Source organism: Streptococcus sinensis, from assembly GCF_000767835.1.
In the GTDB taxonomy this organism is placed as follows: domain Bacteria; phylum Bacillota; class Bacilli; order Lactobacillales; family Streptococcaceae; genus Streptococcus; species Streptococcus sinensis.
Genome location: NZ_JPEN01000028.1, coordinates 1 through 22,741, shown reverse-complemented (window position 1 = coordinate 22,741; position 22,741 = coordinate 1). Strand labels below are relative to the sequence as shown.

Annotated in this window: 18 protein-coding genes, 1 tRNA gene and 1 pseudogene; 17 read left to right on the top strand and 3 right to left on the bottom strand. The window is 42.5% G+C overall.

All coding sequences use genetic code 11. The features are described 5' to 3' along the window. Nucleotides 1-93: 93 nt before the first annotated feature. The 8 genes and pseudogenes from SSIN_RS01405 (at nt 94) to SSIN_RS01370 (ending at nt 8,971) form a co-directional block, all read left to right on the top strand. The gene (locus tag SSIN_RS01405; RefSeq protein ID WP_037614910.1) at nt 94-1,137 is read left to right on the top strand and encodes a dihydrolipoamide acetyltransferase; all 1,044 of its coding nucleotides are present in this window, start codon (nt 94-96) and stop codon (nt 1,135-1,137) included. Nucleotides 1,138-1,209: 72 nt separating this feature from the next. Beyond that, nucleotides 1,210-2,913, top strand: coding sequence for a dihydrolipoyl dehydrogenase (gene lpdA / locus SSIN_RS01400; protein ID WP_037614908.1), 1,704 nt, complete (start codon nt 1,210-1,212; stop codon nt 2,911-2,913). Between the two features lie 14 nt (nt 2,914-2,927). Continuing rightward, a pseudogene (gene lplA, locus SSIN_RS01395) lies at nt 2,928-3,824 on the top strand (lipoate--protein ligase); the annotation flags it as partial. Nucleotides 3,825-4,066: 242 nt separating this feature from the next. After that, nucleotides 4,067-4,972 (top strand): UDP-N-acetylmuramate dehydrogenase, encoded by a 906-nt coding sequence (gene murB / locus SSIN_RS01390; protein WP_037614903.1) that lies wholly within the window; start codon nt 4,067-4,069, stop codon nt 4,970-4,972. 217 nt (nt 4,973-5,189) lie between these two features. Further along, complete coding sequence (locus tag SSIN_RS01385; RefSeq protein WP_037614900.1) at nt 5,190-6,347, top strand: ABC transporter ATP-binding protein; 1,158 nt, start codon at nt 5,190-5,192, stop codon at nt 6,345-6,347. Continuing rightward, on the top strand, nt 6,328-7,134 hold the full coding sequence (locus SSIN_RS01380) for an ABC transporter permease (protein WP_037614898.1): 807 nt from the start codon (nt 6,328-6,330) through the stop codon (nt 7,132-7,134). The genes SSIN_RS01385 and SSIN_RS01380 overlap by 20 nt, the downstream gene beginning before the upstream one ends. After that, nucleotides 7,131-7,904: an ABC transporter permease gene (locus tag SSIN_RS01375; RefSeq protein ID WP_005590157.1), complete on the top strand. Its 774-nt coding sequence runs from the start codon at nt 7,131-7,133 to the stop codon at nt 7,902-7,904. The genes SSIN_RS01380 and SSIN_RS01375 overlap by 4 nt, the downstream gene beginning before the upstream one ends. Continuing rightward, nucleotides 7,901-8,971: an ABC transporter substrate-binding protein gene (locus SSIN_RS01370; RefSeq protein ID WP_037614895.1), complete on the top strand. Its 1,071-nt coding sequence runs from the start codon at nt 7,901-7,903 to the stop codon at nt 8,969-8,971. Before SSIN_RS01375 ends, SSIN_RS01370 begins: the two co-directional genes overlap by 4 nt. A gap of 55 nt (nt 8,972-9,026) precedes the next feature. Here SSIN_RS01370 and SSIN_RS01365 read toward each other — a convergent pair whose 3' ends face one another. After that, the gene (locus SSIN_RS01365) at nt 9,027-9,458 is read right to left on the bottom strand and encodes a DUF6556 family protein (RefSeq protein ID WP_037614893.1); all 432 of its coding nucleotides are present in this window, start codon (nt 9,456-9,458) and stop codon (nt 9,027-9,029) included. A 229-nt stretch (nt 9,459-9,687) separates the two neighbouring features. Beyond that, a complete protein-coding gene (ppdK, locus tag SSIN_RS01360) occupies nt 9,688-12,315 on the bottom strand; it encodes a pyruvate, phosphate dikinase (protein WP_037614890.1) in 2,628 nt (875 codons plus the stop codon). A 246-nt stretch (nt 12,316-12,561) separates the two neighbouring features. Between ppdK and SSIN_RS01355 the strand changes: the two genes are divergently transcribed. The 6 genes from SSIN_RS01355 to SSIN_RS01330 all read left to right on the top strand — a co-directional run bounded on the left by SSIN_RS01355 (nt 12,562) and on the right by SSIN_RS01330 (nt 17,663). Continuing rightward, on the top strand, nt 12,562-13,191 hold the full coding sequence (locus tag SSIN_RS01355) for a CBS domain-containing protein (protein ID WP_037614888.1): 630 nt from the start codon (nt 12,562-12,564) through the stop codon (nt 13,189-13,191). Between the two features lie 11 nt (nt 13,192-13,202). Then, a complete protein-coding gene (locus tag SSIN_RS01350; RefSeq protein WP_037614886.1) occupies nt 13,203-14,015 on the top strand; it encodes a pyruvate, water dikinase regulatory protein in 813 nt (270 codons plus the stop codon). 314 nt (nt 14,016-14,329) lie between these two features. Then, on the top strand, nt 14,330-15,472 hold the full coding sequence (locus SSIN_RS01345; protein ID WP_037614882.1) for a cysteine desulfurase family protein: 1,143 nt from the start codon (nt 14,330-14,332) through the stop codon (nt 15,470-15,472). 3 nt (nt 15,473-15,475) lie between these two features. Further along, nucleotides 15,476-16,690, top strand: a complete 1,215-nt coding sequence (gene thiI / locus SSIN_RS01340) for a tRNA uracil 4-sulfurtransferase ThiI (protein WP_037614880.1) — start codon at nt 15,476-15,478, stop codon at nt 16,688-16,690. Between the two features lie 431 nt (nt 16,691-17,121). Continuing rightward, a tRNA-Arg gene (locus SSIN_RS01335) sits at nt 17,122-17,193 on the top strand. A 53-nt stretch (nt 17,194-17,246) separates the two neighbouring features. Beyond that, nucleotides 17,247-17,663, top strand: coding sequence for an NUDIX hydrolase (locus SSIN_RS01330; RefSeq protein ID WP_037614878.1), 417 nt, complete (start codon nt 17,247-17,249; stop codon nt 17,661-17,663). Nucleotides 17,664-17,731: 68 nt separating this feature from the next. Here the strand turns inward: SSIN_RS01330 and SSIN_RS01325 are convergent, their stop codons facing one another. After that, on the bottom strand, nt 17,732-18,718 hold the full coding sequence (locus SSIN_RS01325) for an L-lactate dehydrogenase (protein ID WP_037614876.1): 987 nt from the start codon (nt 18,716-18,718) through the stop codon (nt 17,732-17,734). Nucleotides 18,719-18,929: 211 nt separating this feature from the next. Between SSIN_RS01325 and gyrA the strand changes: the two genes are divergently transcribed. From gyrA to SSIN_RS10025, 3 genes are all read left to right on the top strand, one after another. Further along, entirely contained in the window at nt 18,930-21,386 is a 2,457-nt protein-coding gene (gyrA, locus tag SSIN_RS01320; protein ID WP_037614873.1) for a DNA gyrase subunit A, read from the top strand. A 7-nt stretch (nt 21,387-21,393) separates the two neighbouring features. After that, nucleotides 21,394-22,140 carry a class A sortase gene (locus tag SSIN_RS01315; RefSeq protein WP_037614870.1) on the top strand — a complete coding sequence of 249 codons (747 nt, stop codon included), beginning with the start codon at nt 21,394-21,396 and terminating at the stop codon, nt 22,138-22,140. Between the two features lie 169 nt (nt 22,141-22,309). Next, nucleotides 22,310-22,741 (top strand): hypothetical protein (locus SSIN_RS10025; RefSeq protein WP_244880069.1); only part of this gene is annotated, 432 nt, incomplete at its 3' end.

Genomic DNA, 22,741 nt, shown 5'->3' with positions numbered 1-22,741 from the left:
TATAAGTTTTTTATGTAAACTGAACTCGTATAAAAAAAGAAAACTTCAATGCAGAAGCTGCATTGGATAAACTCACTTAGAATAGGAGAGGTCATGACTGACGAAAAGCTTAGAGCGACTCCTGCTGCCAGAAAACTTGCAGATGAATTAGGGATTAACCTTTACGATGTAACTGGTACAGGCTCAAACGGTCGTGTCCACAAAGAAGACGTGGAAACTTACCAAAATACCCATGCGGTCCGTATTTCACCGCTTGCAAAACGAATTGCCAAGGAACATAATATTGCTTGGCAAGAAATTCAAGGAACTGGCCATCGTGGCAAGATTATGAAAAAGGACGTCCTTGCCTTTCTGCCTGAAAATATTGAGTCGGATACGATTAAGTCTCCTGCTCAAATCGAGAAAGTGGAAGAAGTTCCTGATAACATCACTCCTTACGGTGAAATTGAGCGGATTCCGATGACACCGATGCGGAAGGTCATCGCTCAACGGATGGTAGAATCTTACCTGACGGCACCAACCTTCACTCTCAACTACGATGTCGATATGACAGAAATGCTGGCCTTGCGTAAAAAAGTGCTAGAGCCAATCATGGAAGCTACTGGAAAAAAAGTAACGGTCACAGACCTGCTTTCTCTTGCTGTTGTCAAGACATTGATGAAGCATCCTTACCTCAATTCGACCTTGACAGAGGATGGCAAGACCATTATCACACACAACTATGTCAACCTTTCAATGGCGGTCGGTATGGAGAATGGTCTGATGACGCCAGTCGTCTACAACGCAGAAAAAATGAGCTTGTCAGAGTTGGTTGTGGCCTTTAAAGACGTTATCGGACGTACGTTGGATGGTAAGTTGGCACCGAGCGAACTGCAAAACTCAACCTTCACGATTAGTAACTTGGGAATGTTTGGTGTACAGTCTTTTGGACCAATCATCAACCAACCAAACTCTGCTATTTTGGGTGTCAGCTCAACGGTTGAAAAACCTGTCGTTGTTAATGGCGAAATTGTTATCCGTCCAATTATGAGCTTGGGCTTGACCATTGACCACCGTGTAGTTGATGGAATGGCTGGAGCTAAGTTCATGAAGGACTTGAAAGCTCTGATTGAAGACCCAATTTCAATGTTGGTATAAGATTTTCTTTGCTAGTCTGAAAAGCAAAGAAGCGCTCAGCAAATGAAGAATTAATTAGAAAAGGAAAGAAAAATGGCTTTAGAAGTAATTATGCCAAAAGCCGGCGTGGATATGACCGAAGGACAAATTGTCCAATGGAATAAAAAAGTCGGTGAATTTGTCAAAGAAGGGGAAATCCTTCTTGAAATCATGACTGACAAGGTCAGCATGGAATTAGAAGCAGAAGAAGATGGCTATCTGATTGCTATTCTAAAAGGTGACGGAGAAACTGTTCCTGTAACGGAAGTTATCGGTTACCTCGGAGAAGAAGGAGAAAACATCCCAACAGCTGGCACAGCAGCGCCAGCAGCTAGCCCTGCACCTGCAGCAAGTGCCTCAAATGATGATGGTAAGAGCGATGACGCTTACGATATTGTTGTCATCGGTGGAGGTCCTGCTGGTTATGTGGCAGCGATTAAAGCAGCCCAACTTGGTGGTAAGGTTGCTCTTGTTGAGAAATCAGAACTCGGTGGAACGTGCTTGAACCGCGGATGTATTCCAACTAAGACATACCTTCATAACGCTGAAATCATTGAAAGCATCGGTCATGCAGCAAATCGCGGTATCGTCATCGAAAATCCTAACTTTACTGTTGATATGGACAAGCTTCTGGCAACCAAGTCTAAAGTTGTTAATACTTTGGTTGGAGGTGTTGCTGGTCTTCTCCGCAGCTATGGCGTAGATGTTCATAAGGGTGTTGGTACCATTACTAAAGACAAGAATGTTCTTGTAAACGGCAGCGAGCTGCTAGAGACGAAGAAGATTATCTTGGCTGGTGGTTCAAAAGTCAGCAAGATCAATGTTCCTGGCATGGAATCACCTCTGGTTATGACCAGCGATGATATCCTAGAAATGAATGAAGTTCCAGAAAGCCTTGTTATCATCGGTGGCGGAGTGGTCGGTATTGAGCTTGGTCAAGCCTTCATGACCTTCGGTTCAAAAGTAACGGTTGTCGAAATGATGGATCGTATCGTACCAGCTATGGATGCGGAAGTTTCTAAGAACCTTCGCCTCATCTTGGAACGCAAGGGGATGACAATCTTGACTGGTACAAAACTGCAAGAAATCATCGAAGAGAACAGTCAGCTTCGAATCAAGGTTGAAGGAAAAGAGGACATTGTCGCAAGTAAGGCTCTTCTTTCAATCGGACGTGTGCCAGACCTAGAAGGGATTGGCGATGTTGAGTTCGAATTGGATCGTGGCCGTATCAAAGTCAACGAGTACATGGAAACTTCTGTACCAGGTATTTACGCACCGGGCGATATCAACGGTACCAAGATGTTGGCCCACGCAGCTTTCCGTATGGGTGAAGTTGCGGCTGAGAATGCCCTTAAAGGTAACCACGTTGTTGCGAAACTCAACTTGACTCCAGCCGCTATCTACACACTTCCAGAAGTTGCGGCTGTTGGTTTGACAGAAGAACAAGCTCGTGAGAAATACGATGTTGCCATCGGTAAATTCAACTTCGCAGCGAATGGCCGTGCCATCGCATCTGACGCGGCTCAAGGCTTTGTTAAAGTTATCGCTGATAAGAAATACGGAGAAATCCTTGGAGTTCACATCATTGGTCCTGCAGCTGCAGAATTGATCAACGAAGCGTCAAGCATCATCGAAATGGAAATCACTGTTGAAGAAATGCTCAAGACCATCCACGGACACCCAACTTATTCAGAAGTGATGTACGAAGCGTTTGCGGATGTTTTGGGAATGGCTATCCACTCACCTAAGAAAAAATAAAGGATGTCTCGTCAATGAAATATATCATTAACAACAGCAATGATACTGCCTTTAATATCGCTCTCGAGGAGTATGCTTTTAAGCATCTCCTTGACGAGGATCAAATTTTCCTGCTCTGGATCAATAAGCCATCGATTATTGTCGGGCGCCATCAAAACACCATCCAAGAAATCAACCGCGACTATGTGCGGGAACACGGTATTGAAGTGGTACGCCGTATCAGTGGTGGCGGAGCCGTTTACCACGATCTTAACAACCTCAACTACACGATTATTTCCAAAGAAGATGAGAATAAAGCCTTTGATTTCAAATCTTTCTCAACGCCTGTAATCAATACCTTGGCAGAGCTTGGTGTAAAGGCTGAATTCACTGGCCGCAATGACTTGGAAATTGATGGCAAGAAATTCTGTGGCAATGCCCAAGCCTACATCAATGGCCGTATCATGCATCATGGCTGTCTGCTCTTTGATGTGGATTTGTCTGTCCTGGCCAATGCTCTTAAGGTTTCTAAGGATAAGTTTGAATCCAAAGGAGTTCAATCTGTCCGCGCTCGTGTGACCAATATTGTGGACGAGCTTCCAGAGAAAATCACTGTTGAAGAATTTAAGGATCTTCTCCTGGCTTATATGAAAAAAGAGTACCCAGAGATGACTGAATACGTCTTCTCAGAAGAGGAATTGGCGGAAATCAATCGTATCAAGGATACTAAATTTGGTACTTGGGACTGGAATTACGGTAAATCACCTGAGTTTAACGTCCGTCGTGGAACAAAATTCCCTAGCGGAAAGGTCGAAGTTTTTGCCAATGTTATCGAGTCTAAAATCCAAGATATCAAGATTTATGGGGATTTCTTTGGTATCGAAGATGTCGCAGCTGTAGAAGATGTCCTTCGTGGAGTAANCTTTGTTCGCTTTTTGCATTTAATTATAGATTTGAAGGGCTTAATAATTAAGATTTTTAAAAATTGAAATCTTTTTGTCCCAGACTCTTCTATTTGCTGTCTCTATAGCCTCTCAGCCTTAGAATTACTTTGATGCGGAGTAAGATTAGCAATCATCTAGCGGGATATTTATCAGCTTTTTTATTCAAATTATCGTAAATATCATATAATTTTGATATAATAGAGTGTATTTTGTAAAAAAGAGAGTAAATCATGCAAAACTTAGAAAAATTTAATGCTGAATTAGAAGGAATTGACATCCGCTTCAATGAACCTTTGAGTCAATATACCTACACAAAGGTAGGAGGAGCGGCTGATTTCTTAGTTTTTCCGCGCAATCGGTATGAGCTGGCTAGAATTGTCAAATTCGCCAATCGTGAAAACATCCCTTGGCTGGTGTTAGGGAATGCCAGCAATATTATTGTACGGGATGGCGGTATTCGGGGCTTTGTCATCATGTTTGACAAATTAAACAATGTGGCAGTGGATGGTTACACAATTGAGGCTGAAGCAGGGGCAAATCTGATTCAGACAACGCGTATTGCTCTGCATCATAGCTTAACAGGCTTTGAATTTGCCTGTGGTATTCCAGGTAGTGTCGGTGGCGCTGTCTTTATGAATGCTGGCGCTTATGGTGGTGAAATCGGTCATGTGCTAGTTTCTTGTAAGGTCTTGACTCCGGAGGGGGAAATTAAGACCCTAGATGCTCGTGATATGCGATTCGGCTATCGTCATTCACTTGTTCAGGAAACAGGTGACGTTGTGATTTCAGCTAAGTTTGCCTTGGCTCCTGGTGTCCATCGAAATATTCGTCATGAAATGGAACGCTTGACCCATCTGCGTGAGCTCAAGCAACCTTTGGAATACCCATCTTGCGGTTCGGTCTTCAAGCGTCCGCTAGGGCATTTTGCCGGTCAGTTAATTAGTGAGGCTGGTTTAAAAGGCTGTCGAATCGGTGGGGTGGAGGTTTCAGAAAAACATGCTGGTTTTATGATTAATGTCGATCATGGTACGGCTAGCGATTATGAAAATCTGATTGCCCACGTTATTAAAACAGTAAAAGAGCATTCTGGGGTCACTCTGGAACGTGAAGTTAGAATCATTGGAGAAGCCTTATAGTCCGACAAGCAATTTGTCAGACTAGTTCTTTCTGATTTCTAGTTCCTAGGTTTGTCCAAGTATTTGGAATAGCGAATATCCATGTGTATCTTAGTAAAGGGGGTGAAAGCCTATCGATATCGCAAGTATGCAGGGCCATAGTAGCCCTCGAGAGGTCTTTGTGGTCTGACAGAACCGGAAATCTGTTAATACATGGAAAAGAAGGAATTTATGTCAATTGAAAAAACCAATCATTGAGTTCAAAAACGTTTCAAAAGTTTTTGAAGACAATAATACCATCGTTCTCAAAGATATCAACTTTGAATTAGAAGAAGGGAAATTTTACACGCTTTTAGGGGCTTCTGGCTCGGGGAAATCAACCATCCTCAATATAATTGCAGGACTACTGGATGCGACTACAGGAGACATCTTTTTGGATGGTGTCCGCATTAATGATATTCCCACGAATAAACGTGATGTTCACACCGTTTTTCAGTCCTATGCCCTTTTCCCGCATATGAATGTCTTTGAGAATGTGGCCTTTCCTTTGCGTCTGCGGAAGGTGGATAAAAAAGAAATTGAAGAGCGGGTTGCTGAAGTGCTGAAAATGGTTCAGCTGGAAGGCTTCGAGCGCCGCTCTATTCGAAAACTTTCAGGTGGGCAACGCCAGCGGGTAGCCATTGCCCGTGCCATCATTAATCAGCCGCGGGTCGTTCTATTGGATGAGCCCCTCTCTGCTCTGGATTTGAAGCTTCGTACGGACATGCAATATGAGCTCCGGGAACTGCAGCAGCGCCTGGGCATTACTTTTGTCTTTGTGACCCACGATCAGGAAGAAGCACTCGCTATGAGTGACTGGATTTTTGTCATGAATGAAGGCGAAATTGTCCAGTCAGGAACGCCGGTAGATATCTATGATGAACCGATTAACCACTTTGTTGCAACTTTTATCGGAGAATCTAATATCCTGCCTGGTAAGATGATCGAAGACTACTTGGTCGAGTTCAATGGCAAGCGCTTTGAAGCAGTTGACGGAGGGATGAGGCCTAATGAAGCGGTGGAAGTGGTGATTCGTCCGGAGGATTTAAGAATTACCCTGCCCGAAGAAGGAAAACTGCAGGTTAAAGTAGATACTCAGCTCTTCCGCGGGGTTCATTATGAAATTATTGCCTACGATGAGCTTGGCAATGAGTGGATGATACACTCGACTCGCAAGGCCATCGTCGGAGAAGAAATCGGTCTGGACTTTGAGCCAGAGGATATCCATATCATGCGCCTCAATGAAACCGAAGAAGAATTCGATGCTCGGATTGAAGAATACGTAGAAATCGAAGAGCAAGAAGCAGGGCTGATCAATGCCATTGAGGAGGAAAGAGATGAAGAAAACAACCTCTAACCTTTTTCTGGTTCCTTATTTTCTTTGGATTCTGCTCTTTGTCCTAGCTCCAGTGATGATGATTGTCTGGAAATCATTCTTTAATATCGAAGGTCAGTTTACGCTGGAAAACTATCGTATTTATTTCACATCGCAGAATTTGACCTATCTGAAAATGAGCTTTAACTCGGTGTTTTACGCAGGTATTATTACCTTGGTCACCTTGCTCATTTCTTATCCGACCGCATATTTTTTGACCCAGCTCAAGCATCGCCAGCTCTGGCTCATGCTGATTGTCCTGCCGACTTGGATCAATCTTTTGCTTAAGGCCTATGCCTTTATCGGTATTTTTGGACAAAATGGCTCGGTAAATGAATTTCTGACCTTTATCGGTATCGGTCCAAAGCAGATTCTTTTCACTGACTTTTCTTTTATCTTTGTTGCCAGCTATATTGAGTTGCCCTTTATGATTTTGCCAATCTTCAATGTCTTGGATGATTTGGATCAAAATCTGATTCATGCCAGCTATGACTTGGGGGCCAATCGATGGCAGACCTTCCGCAATGTTGTCTTTCCTCTTTCGATGAATGGCGTGAGAAGTGGTGTACAGTCAGTCTTTATTCCTAGTCTCAGTCTCTTCATGCTGACGCGTTTGATCGGTGGAAACCGTGTTATTACGCTGGGAACAGCCATTGAACAGCATTTCTTGACAACGCAGAACTGGGGAATGGGGTCAACAATCGGAGTAGTTCTGATTATTGCCATGCTCTTCACCATGTGGGCAACCAAGGAAAGGAGAGAACGATGAAAAAATTTGCTAATCTCTATTTAGCGATTGTGTTTCTAATCCTCTATCTTCCGATTTTTTACTTAATTGCCTATGCTTTCAATGCTGGCGATGATATGAACAAATTTACTGGCTTTGATCTGGTTCATTTTCAAAAGTTGTTTGAAGATTCACGCTTGATTTTGATTTTGGCGCAGACATTCTTCCTAGCCTTTCTTTCTTCCCTCATCGCTACGATTATCGGAACTTTTGGTGCTATTTATATTTACCAAGCCCGCAAAAAATATCAGGATGCCTTCTTATCCATCAATAATATTCTGATGGTTGCGCCAGACGTTATGATAGGGGCTAGCTTCCTGATTCTCTTTACCACGGCTAAATTCCAATTGGGCTTTGTATCTGTTTTGGCCAGCCACGTTGCCTTTTCAATTCCCATTGTTGTGCTGATGATTTTGCCAAGGCTGAAAGAAATGAATGATGACATGATTAAAGCCGCTTATGATTTGGGAGCGAGTCAAGTCCAGATGCTCAAGGAAATCATGCTTCCTTATCTGACACCAGCTATTATTGCCGGCTACTTTATGGCTTTCACCTACTCACTCGATGATTTTGCTGTGACCTTCTTTGTGACAGGAAATGGCTTCTCGACTCTTTCAGTAGAAATTTATTCCCGTGCACGGCAAGGAATTTCCTTGGAAATCAATGCCCTGTCTGCTCTGGTCTTTCTCTTTAGTATCGTTTTAGTCATCGGCTATTACTTTATCACGCGTGAGAAGGAGGAAGCAGCATGAAAAAACTCTATTCGTTTTTAGCAGGGATTCTTGCGATTATCCTGATCTTGTGGGGAATTAGCTATCGGATTGAAAGCAGAACCAATAGCAAGGGCAGTGATAAATTGGTTGTCTACAACTGGGGTGATTACATCGATCCAGACTTGCTGACTGAGTTTACCAAGGAAACAGGTGTTCAGGTTCAGTACGAAACCTTTGATTCCAATGAAGCCATGTACACAAAAATCAAGCAAGGTGGAACAACCTACGATATTGCCATCCCGAGTGAGTACATGATTGCCAAGATGATGAAGGAAAACTTGGTGGAAAAATTGGATCATAGCCAGATCAAAGGCTTGGAAAATATTGGGTCAGATTTTTTGGATCAGCCATTTGATCCAGGAAATCAGTATTCCATTCCTTATTTCTGGGGGACGCTGGGAATTGTTTACAATACTAAAATGGTCGAACATGCGCCTGAGCATTGGAACGATCTCTGGAAACCAGAATATAGAAATTCTATCATGATGATTGACGGAGCCCGCGAAGTCATGGGGATTGGTCTGAACTCAAATGGTCATAGTCTCAACTCCAAAGATGCAGACCAGCTGCAGGAAGCTGTCGATAAGCTTTATACTCTGACGCCTAACATCAAAGCCATCGTTGCTGATGAGATGAAGGGCTACATGATTCAGAATAACGCGGCCATAGGCGTAACCTTCTCTGGTGAAGCCCGTCAAATGCTGGAAGCCAACGAGGATCTGCGCTATGTCGTTCCGACAGAAGCCAGCAACCTTTGGTTTGACAATATCGTCATTCCAAAGACGGTCAAAAATAAAAAAGCCGCCTATCAGTTTATCAATTTCATGCTGAGACCGGAAAATGCTTATAAGAATGCGCTTTATGTTGGCTATTCAACGCCAAACCTTCCTGCCAAGGCCCTGTTGCCAGAAGACATACAGGAAGACGAGGCTTTCTATCCGACAGAAGAAACTATGAAGCATCTAGAAGTCTATCAGCAGTTAGGACCAAAATGGCTTGGGACTTATAACGACCTCTATCTTCAAGTCAAAATGTATCGCAAATAAAAAAATGAAGCCAGACTGTGTGTCTCGGCTTTATTTTTAGCTTTTTAAAAGAAGGTTAGTTTGATGACTCAGTGTGAGCATCAGTTGTCGTGTCTGTTGCTGTGCTTGAGCTGGCAGTCGTACCGTTGTTACTATCGGTAGCAGTAGTAGAGGCTGTATCGACCGTAGAAGAGCCAGTTTCGATTGCTGTATCACTAGCAGCACTAGATTGGTTATCTGCTGAACTAGAAGTGACAGTCTCTTTTTCGATTTCCTTAACGATGGTTGTTGTCGTTGTAGAATTGCTGGTATCTGACTTAGATTTGCTGTCATTGTTGTTCAAAAGATTCATAATGGTCAGACTAGCAATGATAATCGACAAAATACTGGCGATAGTTGCGATTGTTTTTTGAAGGGCAGAAAACCCTTTTTTTATATGATGGCTAGTTGTTTTTCTGCTTGGCTTTTGTTCATTTTGATGTTTATTTTTACGTGAATAGTTTTCCATTGAAAGGGAGTCTCCTTTATTTTCGATGTATGAATGGCTGAACTGTGCTAAAGTTACATTTATATCAATCCAGCAATCATCCCTTACTTTTTATTATACGTCTTTTAGCTGAAAATGTCTCTAAAAAATTTCTTATTTTATAATGAAAACGTACACAAGAAAAGAAGCCAGCCCAAAAAGTACACTGGGCGTACTTCAAGGACTGCTTCTTAGAAATAGTTAAAGAAAATTACTTTGTCTCTTCTTGCTTCAGAAGATTGGCTTGTGCTACTGCAAGTCGGGCAGCTGGTACTCGATAAGGAGAGCAGGAAACGTAGTTGACGCCTATTTCTTGGAAGAATGGAATAGAATCTGGGTCACCGCCGACCTCTCCACAAATGCCAATCGTAAGGTCTGGCTTGATTTGTCTGGCTTTTTGAACAGCCAAGCTCATCAAGATTCCAACTCCTTGTCTGTCAACGCTTTGGAAAGGATCAACCGCCAAGATATTTTTATCTGTGTAAGATGGAATAAACTTACCGATGTCATCACGGGAGAAACCATAAGTCATCTGTGTCAAATCATTGGTACCAAAGCTAAAGAAATCAGCATCTTGCGCCAACTGATCAGCAATCAGACAAGCACGTGGAAGCTCAATCATAGTGCCAATATCATAAGGAAAAGGCTGAATCTGATATTTAGTAAACAGCTGGTCAATAAAATTGACAAGATAATCCTTAATATAAGTCAGCTCTGCTTTTTCAGCAATCAAAGGAATCATAATCTCCGGCCGGATTGTCAGGCCTTCTTGTTGTAGGCGAATTGCGCTGCTGAAGATGGCCTCTACCTGCATTTTGTAGACATCAGGCTGTGTAATGCCAAGGCGGCAGCCTCGATGACCCAGCATAGGATTACTTTCCTGAAGCTGTTTGATTTGATGAGTTAGCTTAACTGGATTCTTTTGCAGAGTTTGAGCTAAGAATTGAATTTCTTGTTCTTCTTTTGGCAAGAATTCGTGCATCGGTGGATCGAGTAGCCGAATAATCATAGGTAGCTGGCCAACAGTTTGAAACATTTGGTAGAAGTCCTGTGATTGGAACTCCAGTAGTTTCTTCAGAGCAGCCTTGACTTCTAGAGGATTTTCTGCCAGTATCAGTCGCCGCATTTCAATAATTCTTTCCTGACCAAAGAACATGTGTTCCGTCCGTGCCAATCCGATACCTTGAACACCAAATTGAATGGCCGTTTGGAGATCAGAAATGGTCTCTGCATTGGCTCGGACTTTGAGCTGGGCCGCTTGATCTGCCCAAGTAAGTAGCTGCTCTAGTTCTTGATCATTTTCCACCAGAACAGTGGAAAGTTGACCGAGATAGATTAGACCGGTGCTGCCGTCAACAGACAGGATATCACCTTGCCCCAAGATAATCTCTCCGCATTGCAAGGTCTTAGCTTCCTCATCAATACGAAGCGCCTCGCAGCCTGCGACACAGCAGGTACCCATTCCTCGGGCTACAACAGCAGCGTGAGAAGTCATTCCGCCGTGGCTGGTTACGATAGCTTGACTGACTATCATGCCCTCTATGTCTTCAGGAGATGTCTCGTGGCGAACAAGGATCACTTTAATTCCTGCTTCATGCAGGCGCTTAGCTTCCTTAGCAGAAAAGACGATTTGTCCAGTAGCAGCTCCAGGGCTGGCTGGAAGGCCTTGAGCTAGAACAGAGGCTGTTTGCAGTTGCTCCTCGTCAAAAACAGGATGAATTAGCTGATTGATAGCTGCAGGCTGAATCCGTAGAAGAGCTGTGTTTTGACTAATAATTCCTTCTTCAACCAAATCTAGAGCGATTTTAAGAGCCGCTTTAGCTGTCCGCTTGCCATTTCGTGTCTGCAGAATATAAAGCTTTCCTTTTTCAATAGTGAATTCGATATCCTGCATATCTTTATAATGTTCTTCCAGCTTCTGGGCATAGGATAAAAAGTCTGCATAGGCTTGTGGCATTTTCTCTTCTAGCGCTTGAATGGGTTCAGGAGTCCGAATGCCTGCCACTACATCCTCACCCTGGGCTTGAAGGAGAAATTCTCCAAAAAGACCTTTCTGACCGTTGGCTGGATTTCGGGTAAAAACGACACCTGTACCGCTTTGTTGGTCGCTATTCCCAAATACCATGGCTTGAACATTGACAGCTGTGCCTAAATCATCGGGTATTTGATTTAGCTCCCTGTAGACCTGAGCTCGTGGATTATTCCAGGAGCGAAAAACGGCTTTGATAGCAGTAAAGAGCTGCTCTTTAGGGCTTTGAGGAAAGGTTTGATGGTGTTCATAGTAGAGCTGCTTGTATTGATCAATCAAAGCCTGATGCTCTTCTAAGGTGAAGTCTTTCACCGACTTGCCAGCATTCTTTTCAAAAAAGAGCAGGAGCTGGTCAAAATCTTCCTTGGGGATACCATAGACTACATCAGCAAACATCTGCATCAAGCGACGGTAGCAGTTGTAGGCAAAGTCTAGATTTGTAGCCTGGGCCAGAGTTTGGGTCCGCAGGTCGTTAAGGCCTAGGTTTAGTATGGTATCCATCATACCTGGCATGGAAAATTTTGCACCGCTGCGGACCGAGACCAGTAGTAAGGCCTGGTCATTGCCGCTAAAGTATTTTTGGGTTTTCTTTTCTAGTTGATCAACCGCTTCCAAGATCCCTGTTTTTAAATGAGACTCAAAAAAATATGGCTCATTCAAAAAGCGGATGCAGCTTTCGGTGGTAATAGTAAAGCCAGGTGGGACAGGCAGTCCAAGGTTCGTCATTTCGGCAAGATTGGCTCCCTTACCACCCAAGAGAGCATTCTGATCAGCATTTCCTTCTTCGAAGGAGTAAATGAATTGAGTCATATATTACCTCCAATTTATTAAATGTGAGACATATTTATTCTTCTTTACATTTTAATATACATCACATATCCTTGTCAAGGAAAAATCAACTGAAATTTAAGTTGACATCTGGGAGTATTCTGCTAAAATATTGTTTAAAGTGATGATTAATTGTGTTTGAATCTTCTCATTATGAGGAATATTATTTCTTTACACTAACAATAGGAGTAACAACTATTACCAGATTTCATTAAGAAGGAGCTGTATGTGAAATTAAGTAAACGTCAAAAGCAAATTGTTGAGATTGTTAAGAAAGAGCAGCCAGTCAGTGGAGAAAAAGTCTCTGAAATCATGGGAATATCCAGAGCTACTTTACGTTCTGACCTGTCTTTTCTGACCTTAGTTGGGATATTAAAAGCTACACCCAAGATTGGTTATACTTATTCGGGTTCGGACTTGGAGACCTTATTTTTCTTTGATACTTTCCAAAAGAAAGTTCAGGATATTATGATTTCTCCAGTCTTAGTTTCCCAGGATACCTTTATCCAAGATGCAGTCATCACCCTTTTTATGTATGATGCAGATGTTCTCTATGTGATTGATGAAAAGAAGCTGTTACAGGGAATTGTCTCACGTAAAGACTTGCTAAGAGCAGCTCTGTCCAGCAGTATTGCGAGCACTCCTGTAGCTGTCTGCATGACCCGTATGCCCCATATCAAAACCTGCTACAAGGATATGGACATTCTGGAGGCAGCGGCAATCTTGCAGGATTTTGCGATTGACTCCCTACCAGTAGTGGCAGAGGAAAATGACCGCAAGATATTGGGAACAGTGACCAAGTCGGCCCTGTTCGACTATATCATCCAAGAAGCGCGTCAAGCAGCAGTAAATAGATAGGAGCAGTAAACATGAAAAAAGAGATTATTGTCTATAGCGTTTCAGATTCTTTGGGCGGCACTTCGCAGAGACTATTGTCAGCGGTCACTGCTCAATATCCGGATTTGATCTTTAACAACAGCTATCGCTTCCCTTTTGTTAGTCAAGAAGAGGAGTTGCTGGATATTCTCAAAGATGCAGTCAAGGATGATGCTCTGGTCATCAGCACTCTAGTCAATGGAAAGCTGGCAGCATTAGCAAGAGACTTCAGTCAGACCCATCACTTAGCCTATCTGGATCTTATGTATCCATTCTTTCAGTTGATTGAGCAAAAAACAGGGACTAGCCCGATTGAGGTGCCGGGCACCTTGCACCGGCTAGACAGTGAGTATTTTAATAAAATATCGGCGATTGAGTTTGCAGTCAAATACGATGACGGCAAGGCTCCTCAAGGCTTTTTAGAAGCTGATTTAATCCTTTTGGGAGTGTCCCGTACGTCAAAAACTCCTCTTAGTATTTTTTTGGCTAACAAAGGCTATCGAGTGGCCAATCTGCCTCTAATTCCCCAAGTTCCCTTGCCTCAGACGCTAGATAAAGTGGGCAAAAAACGAATAATTGGTTTGATTTGTGAGCCTGAAAAACTAGCAAAAATCCGTAGTAATCGTCTTCATTCCCTTGGCTTGACCAATTCGACCAGTTATACCGATTTGGAAAAGATTTATCAGGAATTGGATTACTCGAAAGAAGTTTTTAAAAAGTATCAGGCTCATGTCATCAATATTACCGATAAATCAATCGAAGAAACAGCTTTCTTGATTGAGGATTATATGAAAAAGTTGAAATGAATCACATTTTTAACTAGCCTAGTTGATGAAGGAAAATAATTATGAGAATAACTATGTTGCTTTTGAGGTCGTATTTAAGCAATTTTAGATATAAAGACCTTCAAATGCTTGCTATAGCTTTCTAAAATTCGACCATAAAAATCGCTTTATCTAAATTTTAGCGGGGGTTATCTATATTTCAGTATTTAATCCTATAGTTTATACAAAAAATAGAAATATTTGTTTGTTGCCTTTGTTGTATAAACTGTATCCTTTCCTTGTTCCGACTGACCTTTCGTGTTACAATAGGAGTATTGAAATTTAGAGGAAAAAAGATGATTTATTTTGACAATTCAGCAACGACCAAGCCTTATCCAGAGGTTTTGGCTACTTATACGGAGGTTGCTTCCAAAATATGGGGCAATCCTTCGAGCCTTCATAGTTTGGGCGGTCAGGCGACACGTCTCTTAGATGCGTCTCGCCGGCAAATTGCAGCGCTTTTAGGCAAGTCTTCGTCGGAGATTTTTTTTACGTCCGGAGGAACCGAAGGAGACAACTGGGTCATTAAGGGCGTTGCTTTTGAAAAAGCAGCTTACGGACGCCACATCATCGTATCCAACATTGAACATCCCGCAGTCAAGGAATCAGCCCTCTGGCTGCGGAGTCAAGGATTTGAAGTTGATTTTGCACCGGTTGACAAGGCGGGCTTTGTCGACGTAGATAAGTTAGCAGAGCTGATTCGGCCGGATACGACTCTTGTCTCGGTCATGGCTGTCAATAATGAAATCGGTAGCATCCAGCCTATTCAGAAAATATCCGAACTGCTAGCAGACAAACCGACTATTTCTTTTCACGTGGACGCTGTGCAGGCTGTTTCGAAGATTCCGACAGCTGATTATCTGACGGATCGCGTGGATTTCGCGACTTTTTCTAGTCATAAATTTCACGGCCTTCGGGGTGTGGGATTTGTCTATATCAAGTCTGGTAAGAAAATCAGTCCCCTCTTGAATGGTGGCGGTCAAGAGTCGGATAAGCGTTCAACGACGGAAAATCTTGCAGGAATTGCGGCTACGGCCAAAGCTCTGCGCATGACGATGGAAAATCTTAAAAACTTTGAAAGTCGAACTTCAAAAATGAAGGCCATTATCCTAGAGGAAATGTCTCAATATCCTGATGTCACGGTCTTCTCGGGGACAAAGGATTTCGCCCCTCATATCCTGACCTTTGGCATCAAGGGGGTGCGAGGAGAAGTGATTGTCCACGCTTTTGAAGAGTACGAGATTTATATCTCGACCACTAGTGCTTGCTCTTCCAAGGCCGGTAAGCCAGCAGGTACGCTGATTGCTATGGGAGTGCCGTCAAAGCTAGCAACCACAGCCGTCCGACTCAGCCTGGACGCAGACAACGATATGAGTCAGGTAGAACAATTTCTGACCACTTTTAAGATTATTTACGAAAAAACGAGAAAAGTAAGGTAAACAATGCAATATTCAGAAATTATGGTGCGCTACGGTGAGCTGTCCACCAAGGGCAAGAACCGCATGCGCTTTATCAACAAACTCAAACGCAATATTCAGGCTGTCTTATCTGTCTATCCGCAGGTTCATGTCAAAGCCGACCGTGATCGGACCCATGTCTATCTGCACGGGACAGACTATCAGCCAGTAGCTGAATCGCTCAAGCAGATTTTTGGGATTCAGAATTTCTCGCCGTCTTACAAAATTGAAAAATCTGTGCCAGCTCTAATCGAAGCTGTCCAAACCATCATGAAGGAAGTCTATCAAGAGGGCATGACCTTTAAGATTACCAGCAAGCGCAGTGACCACAGCTTTGAATTGGATAGCCGCGAGCTTAACCAGACACTTGGTGATGCTGTTTTTGAGGCTATTCCCAATGTTCAGGTTAAGATGAAAGCGCCGGATATTGAGCTACGTGTCGAGATCCGAGAAGAAGCGGCTTATATCTCTTATGAGACGATTCGTGGTGCTGGGGGATTGCCAGTCGGCACTTCAGGCAAGGGCATGCTCATGCTGTCTGGTGGGATTGACTCGCCGGTAGCAGGCTATTTGGCTCTCAAGCGTGGGGTGGATATCGAGGCGGTTCACTTTGCAAGTCCGCCTTACACTAGTCCAGGTGCGTTGAAGAAAGCTCAAGATTTGACACGAAAACTGACTAAGTTTGGCGGCAATATCCAGTTTATCGAAGTACCTTTTACAGAAATTCAAGAGGAAATCAAAGCTAAGGCTCCAGAAGCTTACCTGATGACACTGACCCGTCGCTTTATGATGCGGATTACGGACCGGATTCGAGAAGAGCGGGGCGCTCAAGTCATCATCAACGGAGAAAGTCTAGGTCAGGTGGCAAGTCAAACGATTGAGAGTATGCAGGCTATCAACGCCGTGACCAATACACCGGTTATCCGTCCAGTCGTGACGATGGATAAACTAGAAATCATTGAGATTGCTGAAAAAATCGATACTTTCCAAATCTCCATCCAGCCATTTGAAGACTGCTGTACGATTTTTGCGCCGGACCGGCCTAAAACCAATCCGAAAATCAAGAATGCCGAGAAGTACGAAGCTTACCTAGATGTTGAAGGTTTGGTTGAGCGCGCAGTCGCAGGCATCATGATTACAGAAATCACACCACAAGCTGAGGCGGATGAAGTGGATGAGCTGATTGAGGGATTATTGTAGAATATTCTAGCTGTCTTAGGGCAGCTTTTTATAATTTTCATAAATAATCAATTTCATGTCTCTTTCTCACAATTAGATTGACCAATCACTTAAGGTTTATAAAACATATGGTAGACTGGTTTTGTGACGGATAGAATAAGGCTAGATGTTTTTTGTATGGAAACGAAAATTACGAAAAGACGAATATTTCAGTCCTAAAAAGCAAGTTACTAAAAAAGTCCCTTGCAATATTGAAAGTCTATGAAGCGGAATCTCCAAATGCTTTTCTTAGAGAATCGCCGAACATTTCCATTCTAGTATTCTTTGTGTTTGGACTGCTTTAAAACAAGCCAGTCTTACTTCGAGAAAACTTTTAAAAACGTAAATTTTATGCTAGAATTGTCTATTTTGACTTGTATTTTCTCTAGAAATTAGTTATAATAATTGAGTTACCACCCTTAGTGTAATGGATATCACGCAAGATTCCGGTTCTTGAGATGGGAGTTCGATTCTCTCAGGGTGGATAGATTATTTTACGCAAGGCTCCAGTTGATTGGAGCCTTTTTTGGAGGTCAGTATGCCAGTTAAACTAATTGCCCATAGTTTGATTCGCAAAAACGGAACATTTCTTTTGATTAAAAGAAGCAAGATTAAAAGTGGGAGACCAAATGTTTTTCCGAATTATTGGGATATTCCTGGTGGTGGGGTGGAAAACGGAGAGCTACCTAGAGATGGAGCTATTCGTGAAGCCTTGGAAGAAGTGAATCAAGGGATTGAAATTTTGAAAGTGATTCATGAAGATAGTCATTATGATGAGGAGAAGGAGACAGTCTACACACGAATCGTGTATGAGTCTGAAATCATGGACGAGAGAGAAATTATCCTAGATCCAGAAGAACATGTAGATTATCGCTGGATAACGTCACTTTCTGAAATGGAGGGACAGTTAGTAGTCCCTTATTTGCAATCTATTTTTGAAGAATATAAAATTTAATACCTTGAATATACAATTCAAGACACAAAAAAACAGCTCTCCTAGTTGAGGGAGAGCTGTTTTTAGGATTAGTTTTTAGATGCTGCTTGGAATTCTGGATTCTTCCATGCTTCGTCAATGATTGCTTGCAATTCTTTAGCAGATGCTTGCATTTTTTGAGTTTCTGCATCGTTCAATGGAATGTTTACTGGACGTACGATACCGTTGGCACCAACAATAGCTGGTTGACCGATAAAGACATTATCAACACCATATTGGCCTTCTTGGAAGACAGAAAGTGGAAGAACTGCATTTTCATCGTCAAGGATAGCTCTAGTGATACGAGCAAGAGCTACAGCGATACCGTAGTAAGTTGCACCTTTTTTGTTGATGATAGAGTATGCAGCATCACGAACGGAGATGAAAAGTTCTACAAGGTCAGCCTCGTCTAAATCACGATTGGCTTGCAGCCAGTGTTCCAATTTAACACCGGCAACGTTAGCGTGTGACCATACAGCAAACTCAGAGTCACCGTGCTCACCCATGATATAGGCATGGACTGAACGCGCATCAACACCGATTTTAGCAGCCAAAGCTTGACGGAAACGAGCTGAGTCAAGTGAAGTACCTGAACCGATGACACGTTCTTTAGGGAAACCTGAGAATTTCCATGTAGAGTATGTCAAGACGTCAACTGGGTTAGCTGCCACAAGGAAGATACCGTCGAAACCTGAAGCAACAACTTGCTCAACGATTGATTTGTTGATGGCAAGGTTCTTACCTACAAGGTCAAGACGTGTTTCACCTGGTTTTTGAGGGGCACCTGCAGTGATGACTACAAGATCAGCATCCGCACAGTCTTCGTATTTAGCTGCATAGATTTTTTTAGGTGAAGTGAAAGCAAGCGCGTGGCTAAGGTCTTCTGCGTCACCAACAGCTTTTTCAAACAATTGAGGGATTTCGATAATACCCAATTCTTGAGCGATACCTTGGTTAACGAGAGCAAATGCGTAAGATGAACCTACGGCACCGTCACCAACAAGGATGACTTTTTTATGTTGTTTAGTAGCAGTCATTTCTAAACATCTCCTTATTTTTTTTTTAGGGATTTTCTCCCAGTACATTTACATTCTATCACTTTTGACACATTTTGTCACGGAGAATAATCAGGTTTAGCCCTTAATTGGTTGATGTAAACGTTTTTATCTTTGGTTTAAAATGCTGAAAATACGGCGAAAATGTGGTATAATGAGATAGTGATTTAATATTGAAATGAGGCATTTTTTAATGCAAGACAGAAACTTAGTAGATGTCAATTTGACCAGTGAAATGAAGACCAGTTTCATCGATTACGCAATGAGTGTTATCGTGGCTCGGGCTCTTCCAGATGTTCGTGATGGTCTTAAGCCGGTTCACCGTCGGATTCTCTATGGTATGAATGAGCTGGGTGTGTCGCCTGACAAGCCCCATAAGAAATCAGCTCGTATCACAGGGGATGTTATGGGTAAGTATCACCCGCATGGAGACTCCTCTATTTATGAAGCTATGGTGCGGATGGCCCAGTGGTGGAGCTATCGTTATATGCTGGTAGATGGCCATGGAAACTTCGGTTCTATGGATGGGGACGGAGCCGCTGCCCAGCGTTATACAGAAGCACGTATGAGCAAGATTGCTCTGGAAATGCTTCGTGATATCAACAAAAACACTGTTGATTATATCGAAAACTATGATGCTAGCGAGAGAGAGCCTGTCGTTCTTCCTGCTCGCTTCCCTAACTTGCTTGTAAATGGAGCGACAGGGATTGCAGTTGGGATGGCGACCAATATTCCACCTCATAATCTTGGTGAGTCTATTGATGCGGTTAAGCTGGTTATGGACAATCCGGAAGCAACAACCCGCGACATCATGGAAGTTCTTCCTGGTCCAGATTTTCCAACAGGAGCACTGGTGATGGGCAAGTCTGGTATTCACCGTGCCTATGAAACAGGTAAGGGTTCGATTGTTCTTCGTTCTCGAACCGAAATTGAAGAGACGAAAAACGGCCGTGAACGAATTGTCGTAACCGAGTTTCCGTACATGGTTAATAAGACTAAGGTCCATGAGCATATTGTTCGTTTGGTGCAAGAAAAACGCATTGACGGTATCACAGCTGTTCGTGATGAGTCCAATCGTGAAGGAGTGCGTTTTGTCATTGAAGTCCGACGCGATGCCTCTGCTCATGTCATTCTAAATAACCTTTTCAAGCTGACTCAGATGCAGACCAATTTCAGCTTCAATATGCTAGCTATTCAAAATGGTGTGCCGAAAATTCTCTCTCTGCGTGAGATTTTGTTGGCCTACATTGAGCACCAAAAAGAAGTGGTGACTCGACGGACGGCTTTTGATAAAGAAAAGGCGGAAGCTCGAGCTCATATCTTAGCTGGTTTGCTGATTGCACTGGACCACATTGATGAAGTCATTCGGATCATCCGTAATAGCGAGACAGACGCAGAAGCACAGGCTGAATTGATGGCTAAGTTTGAGCTGTCTGAGCGCCAGAGTCAGGCTATCCTTGATATGCGTCTACGTCGTCTGACTGGTTTGGAACGTGATAAGATTCAGTCAGAATACGACGAGCTGATTGCTTTGATTGCAGACTTGGCTGATATCTTGGCTAAGCCAGAGCGAGTTGTCGTGATTATCAAGGAAGAGTTAGACGAGGTTAAGCGTAAATTTGCGGATGCCCGCCGCACTGAGCTCATGGTGGGAGAAGTTCTTTCTCTTGAAGATGAAGATTTGATTGAGGAAGCAGATGTTTTGATTACTTTGTCTAATAAAGGCTATATCAAACGTCTAAATCAGGCTGAATTCACTGCTCAGAAACGCGGCGGCCGCGGTGTTCAAGGAACTGGCGTTAAAGACGATGACTTCGTTAAAGAACTGGTTTCAACAAGTACCCACGATAGACTGCTCTTCTTTACCAATAAAGGCCGAGTTTATCGTCTCAAAGGATATGAAATTCCTGAGTATGGCCGGACAGCTAAAGGCTTGCCAGTAGTCAATCTCTTGAAGCTTGATGAAGGAGAAACCATTCAGACCATTATTAATGTCCAGCAGGACCGCAGTGATGATTCCTATCTCTTCTTTACAACCCGTCTTGGTGTGGTTAAACGGACCAGCGTAACGGAATTTGCTAATATCCGTCAGAACGGTCTAAAGGCTCTGAACTTGAAGGATGAAGATGAACTCATCAACGTCTTTCTGACGGACGGTGCAGCAGATGTTATTATCGGTACCAAATTTGGTTATTCTATCCGCTTCAATGAGACAGCTGTTCGGAGCATGAGCCGTATAGCGACTGGTGTTCGCGGAGTCAATCTTCGAGATGGCGACCAGGTTGTTGGGGCGAGTGTAATTGCTGAGGGAGATGAAGTGCTTGTCATTACTGAAAAAGGGTATGGGAAGCGAACTCTTGCCAGCGAATATCCTACCAAGGGCCGGGGTGGTAAAGGGATTAAGACAGCTAATATCACGGATAAAAACGGACCGTTGGCGGGTCTGATGACCGTTACTGGCGAAGAAGATTTGATGATTATCACTAATACTGGTGTCATTATCCGGACCAGTGTTGCTAATATTTCTCAGACGGGCCGCGCGACGATGGGAGTCAAGGTTATGCGTCTGGATCAAAATGCACAAATTGTGACATTTACAACAGTTGCTCCAGACGAAAAAGATGAGATTGAAGAAAGTAAAGAAGATTAGAAAGAGAATGAAGTTGCCTAAAGAAAAAAAGAAATTCAGTATTAGGAATTTCATTATCAATATTATTTCCGCCCTTCTGATTCTTATCGCATTGGCCCTTATCTTTAATTCGTCTATTCGGAATATGATTATGGTTTGGCACACCAATCAATATCAGATCAGCAAGGTATCACAAAAATCAATCGAAAAGAATAAAAATGCCAAAACGAGTTTTGATTTCAAAGGGGTTGAATCTTTATCGACTGAGGCAGTTATCAATGCCCAATGGCAAGCGCAGCAATTGCCAGTCATTGGGGGGATTGCTATCCCAGAAATATCCATGAATTTGCCAATTTTCAAAGGATTAGACAATGTTGGTCTCTACTACGGAGCAGGCACCATGAAAGCAGAGCAACAGATGGGCGAAGGAAACTATGCTTTGGCTAGTCATCATGTTTTTGGTATTACTGGTGCCAGTGATATGCTCTTTTCACCGCTTGATCGTGCTAAAGAAGGAATGAAGATTTACATTACAGATAAAGAAAAAATCTATACTTATATCATTTCCAGTATCGAAAATGTCACCCCTGATCGTGTTGATGTAATTAATGATACAGAAGGACTAGCAGAAATCACCTTAGTCACATGTGAAGATGCAGCTGCAACCAGTCGAACTATTGTCAAAGGAAGCCTCGAAAGTACGATTGATTATGACAAAGCGCCTAAGGACATTTTAGATGCTTTCAGTAAGTCGTACAATCAAATGCAGATATAATATAAAATGTCGAAACGAAGTAATCTAAGGTTGCTTCGTTTTTGATTATAATAGTTATAAAAATATTCGAAACAACTATGAGAAGGCTTCCAAATATTCTTCCCTCTTTATTAGACTGTGCTATACTTATGTTAGTATGATACTCTTTTAGTCAGGAAAGGAAATTATCATGAAAATATATAAATCACTTTTAATATTTTTGATAGGATTCATATGTTTAGGAAGTATCACTGCCTGTAGCCAGTTCAAAACAGCAGAAAAGAAGTTTGAATTCATAATGACAGCAGAAGATAAAAAGAGACTTCGTAAAGAAGAAGAGCAAATTGCTTTGTATCTGGTAAATCATTATCAAGATGTGAAAAAAATTAAGTTTGATAAATTTCACAGGGGAGGATTTGGGATAGCAGATTCAATAAGCGTTATTGTCAATAATGATAGTTACATAAAACCAATCATATTTAACGACGATAGTGAAAGATATTCTGTTGATTATGATCCGAGTGATTTTCATCTAATAAAAAAGAAAAATTCTACGGAATTTGTACTGACCCCAAAAAGTTGGACAAAAAATATTAGTGAAAGGATTTGGTTCTGTACTGAA

Excerpts from the sequence above, each read along its gene's own strand:
- SSIN_RS01345 (WP_037614882.1), top strand. The coding sequence starts at position 14,330 with ATGATTTATTTTGACAATTCAGCAACGACCAAGCCTTATCCAGAGGTT.
- SSIN_RS01325 (WP_037614876.1), bottom strand. The coding sequence starts at position 18,718 with ATGACTGCTACTAAACAACATAAAAAAGTCATCCTTGTTGGTGACGGT.
- SSIN_RS01365 (WP_037614893.1), bottom strand. The coding sequence starts at position 9,458 with ATGGAAAACTATTCACGTAAAAATAAACATCAAAATGAACAAAAGCCA.
- SSIN_RS01330 (WP_037614878.1), top strand. The coding sequence starts at position 17,247 with ATGCCAGTTAAACTAATTGCCCATAGTTTGATTCGCAAAAACGGAACA.
- SSIN_RS01380 (WP_037614898.1), top strand. The coding sequence starts at position 6,328 with ATGAAGAAAACAACCTCTAACCTTTTTCTGGTTCCTTATTTTCTTTGG.
- SSIN_RS01375 (WP_005590157.1), top strand. The coding sequence starts at position 7,131 with ATGAAAAAATTTGCTAATCTCTATTTAGCGATTGTGTTTCTAATCCTC.
- lpdA (WP_037614908.1), top strand. The coding sequence starts at position 1,210 with ATGGCTTTAGAAGTAATTATGCCAAAAGCCGGCGTGGATATGACCGAA.
- SSIN_RS01315 (WP_037614870.1), top strand. The coding sequence starts at position 21,394 with ATGAAGTTGCCTAAAGAAAAAAAGAAATTCAGTATTAGGAATTTCATT.
- murB (WP_037614903.1), top strand. The coding sequence starts at position 4,067 with ATGCAAAACTTAGAAAAATTTAATGCTGAATTAGAAGGAATTGACATC.
- ppdK (WP_037614890.1), bottom strand. The coding sequence starts at position 12,315 with ATGACTCAATTCATTTACTCCTTCGAAGAAGGAAATGCTGATCAGAAT.
- SSIN_RS01370 (WP_037614895.1), top strand. The coding sequence starts at position 7,901 with ATGAAAAAACTCTATTCGTTTTTAGCAGGGATTCTTGCGATTATCCTG.
- SSIN_RS01405 (WP_037614910.1), top strand. The coding sequence starts at position 94 with ATGACTGACGAAAAGCTTAGAGCGACTCCTGCTGCCAGAAAACTTGCA.
- SSIN_RS01350 (WP_037614886.1), top strand. The coding sequence starts at position 13,203 with ATGAAAAAAGAGATTATTGTCTATAGCGTTTCAGATTCTTTGGGCGGC.
- thiI (WP_037614880.1), top strand. The coding sequence starts at position 15,476 with ATGCAATATTCAGAAATTATGGTGCGCTACGGTGAGCTGTCCACCAAG.
- gyrA (WP_037614873.1), top strand. The coding sequence starts at position 18,930 with ATGCAAGACAGAAACTTAGTAGATGTCAATTTGACCAGTGAAATGAAG.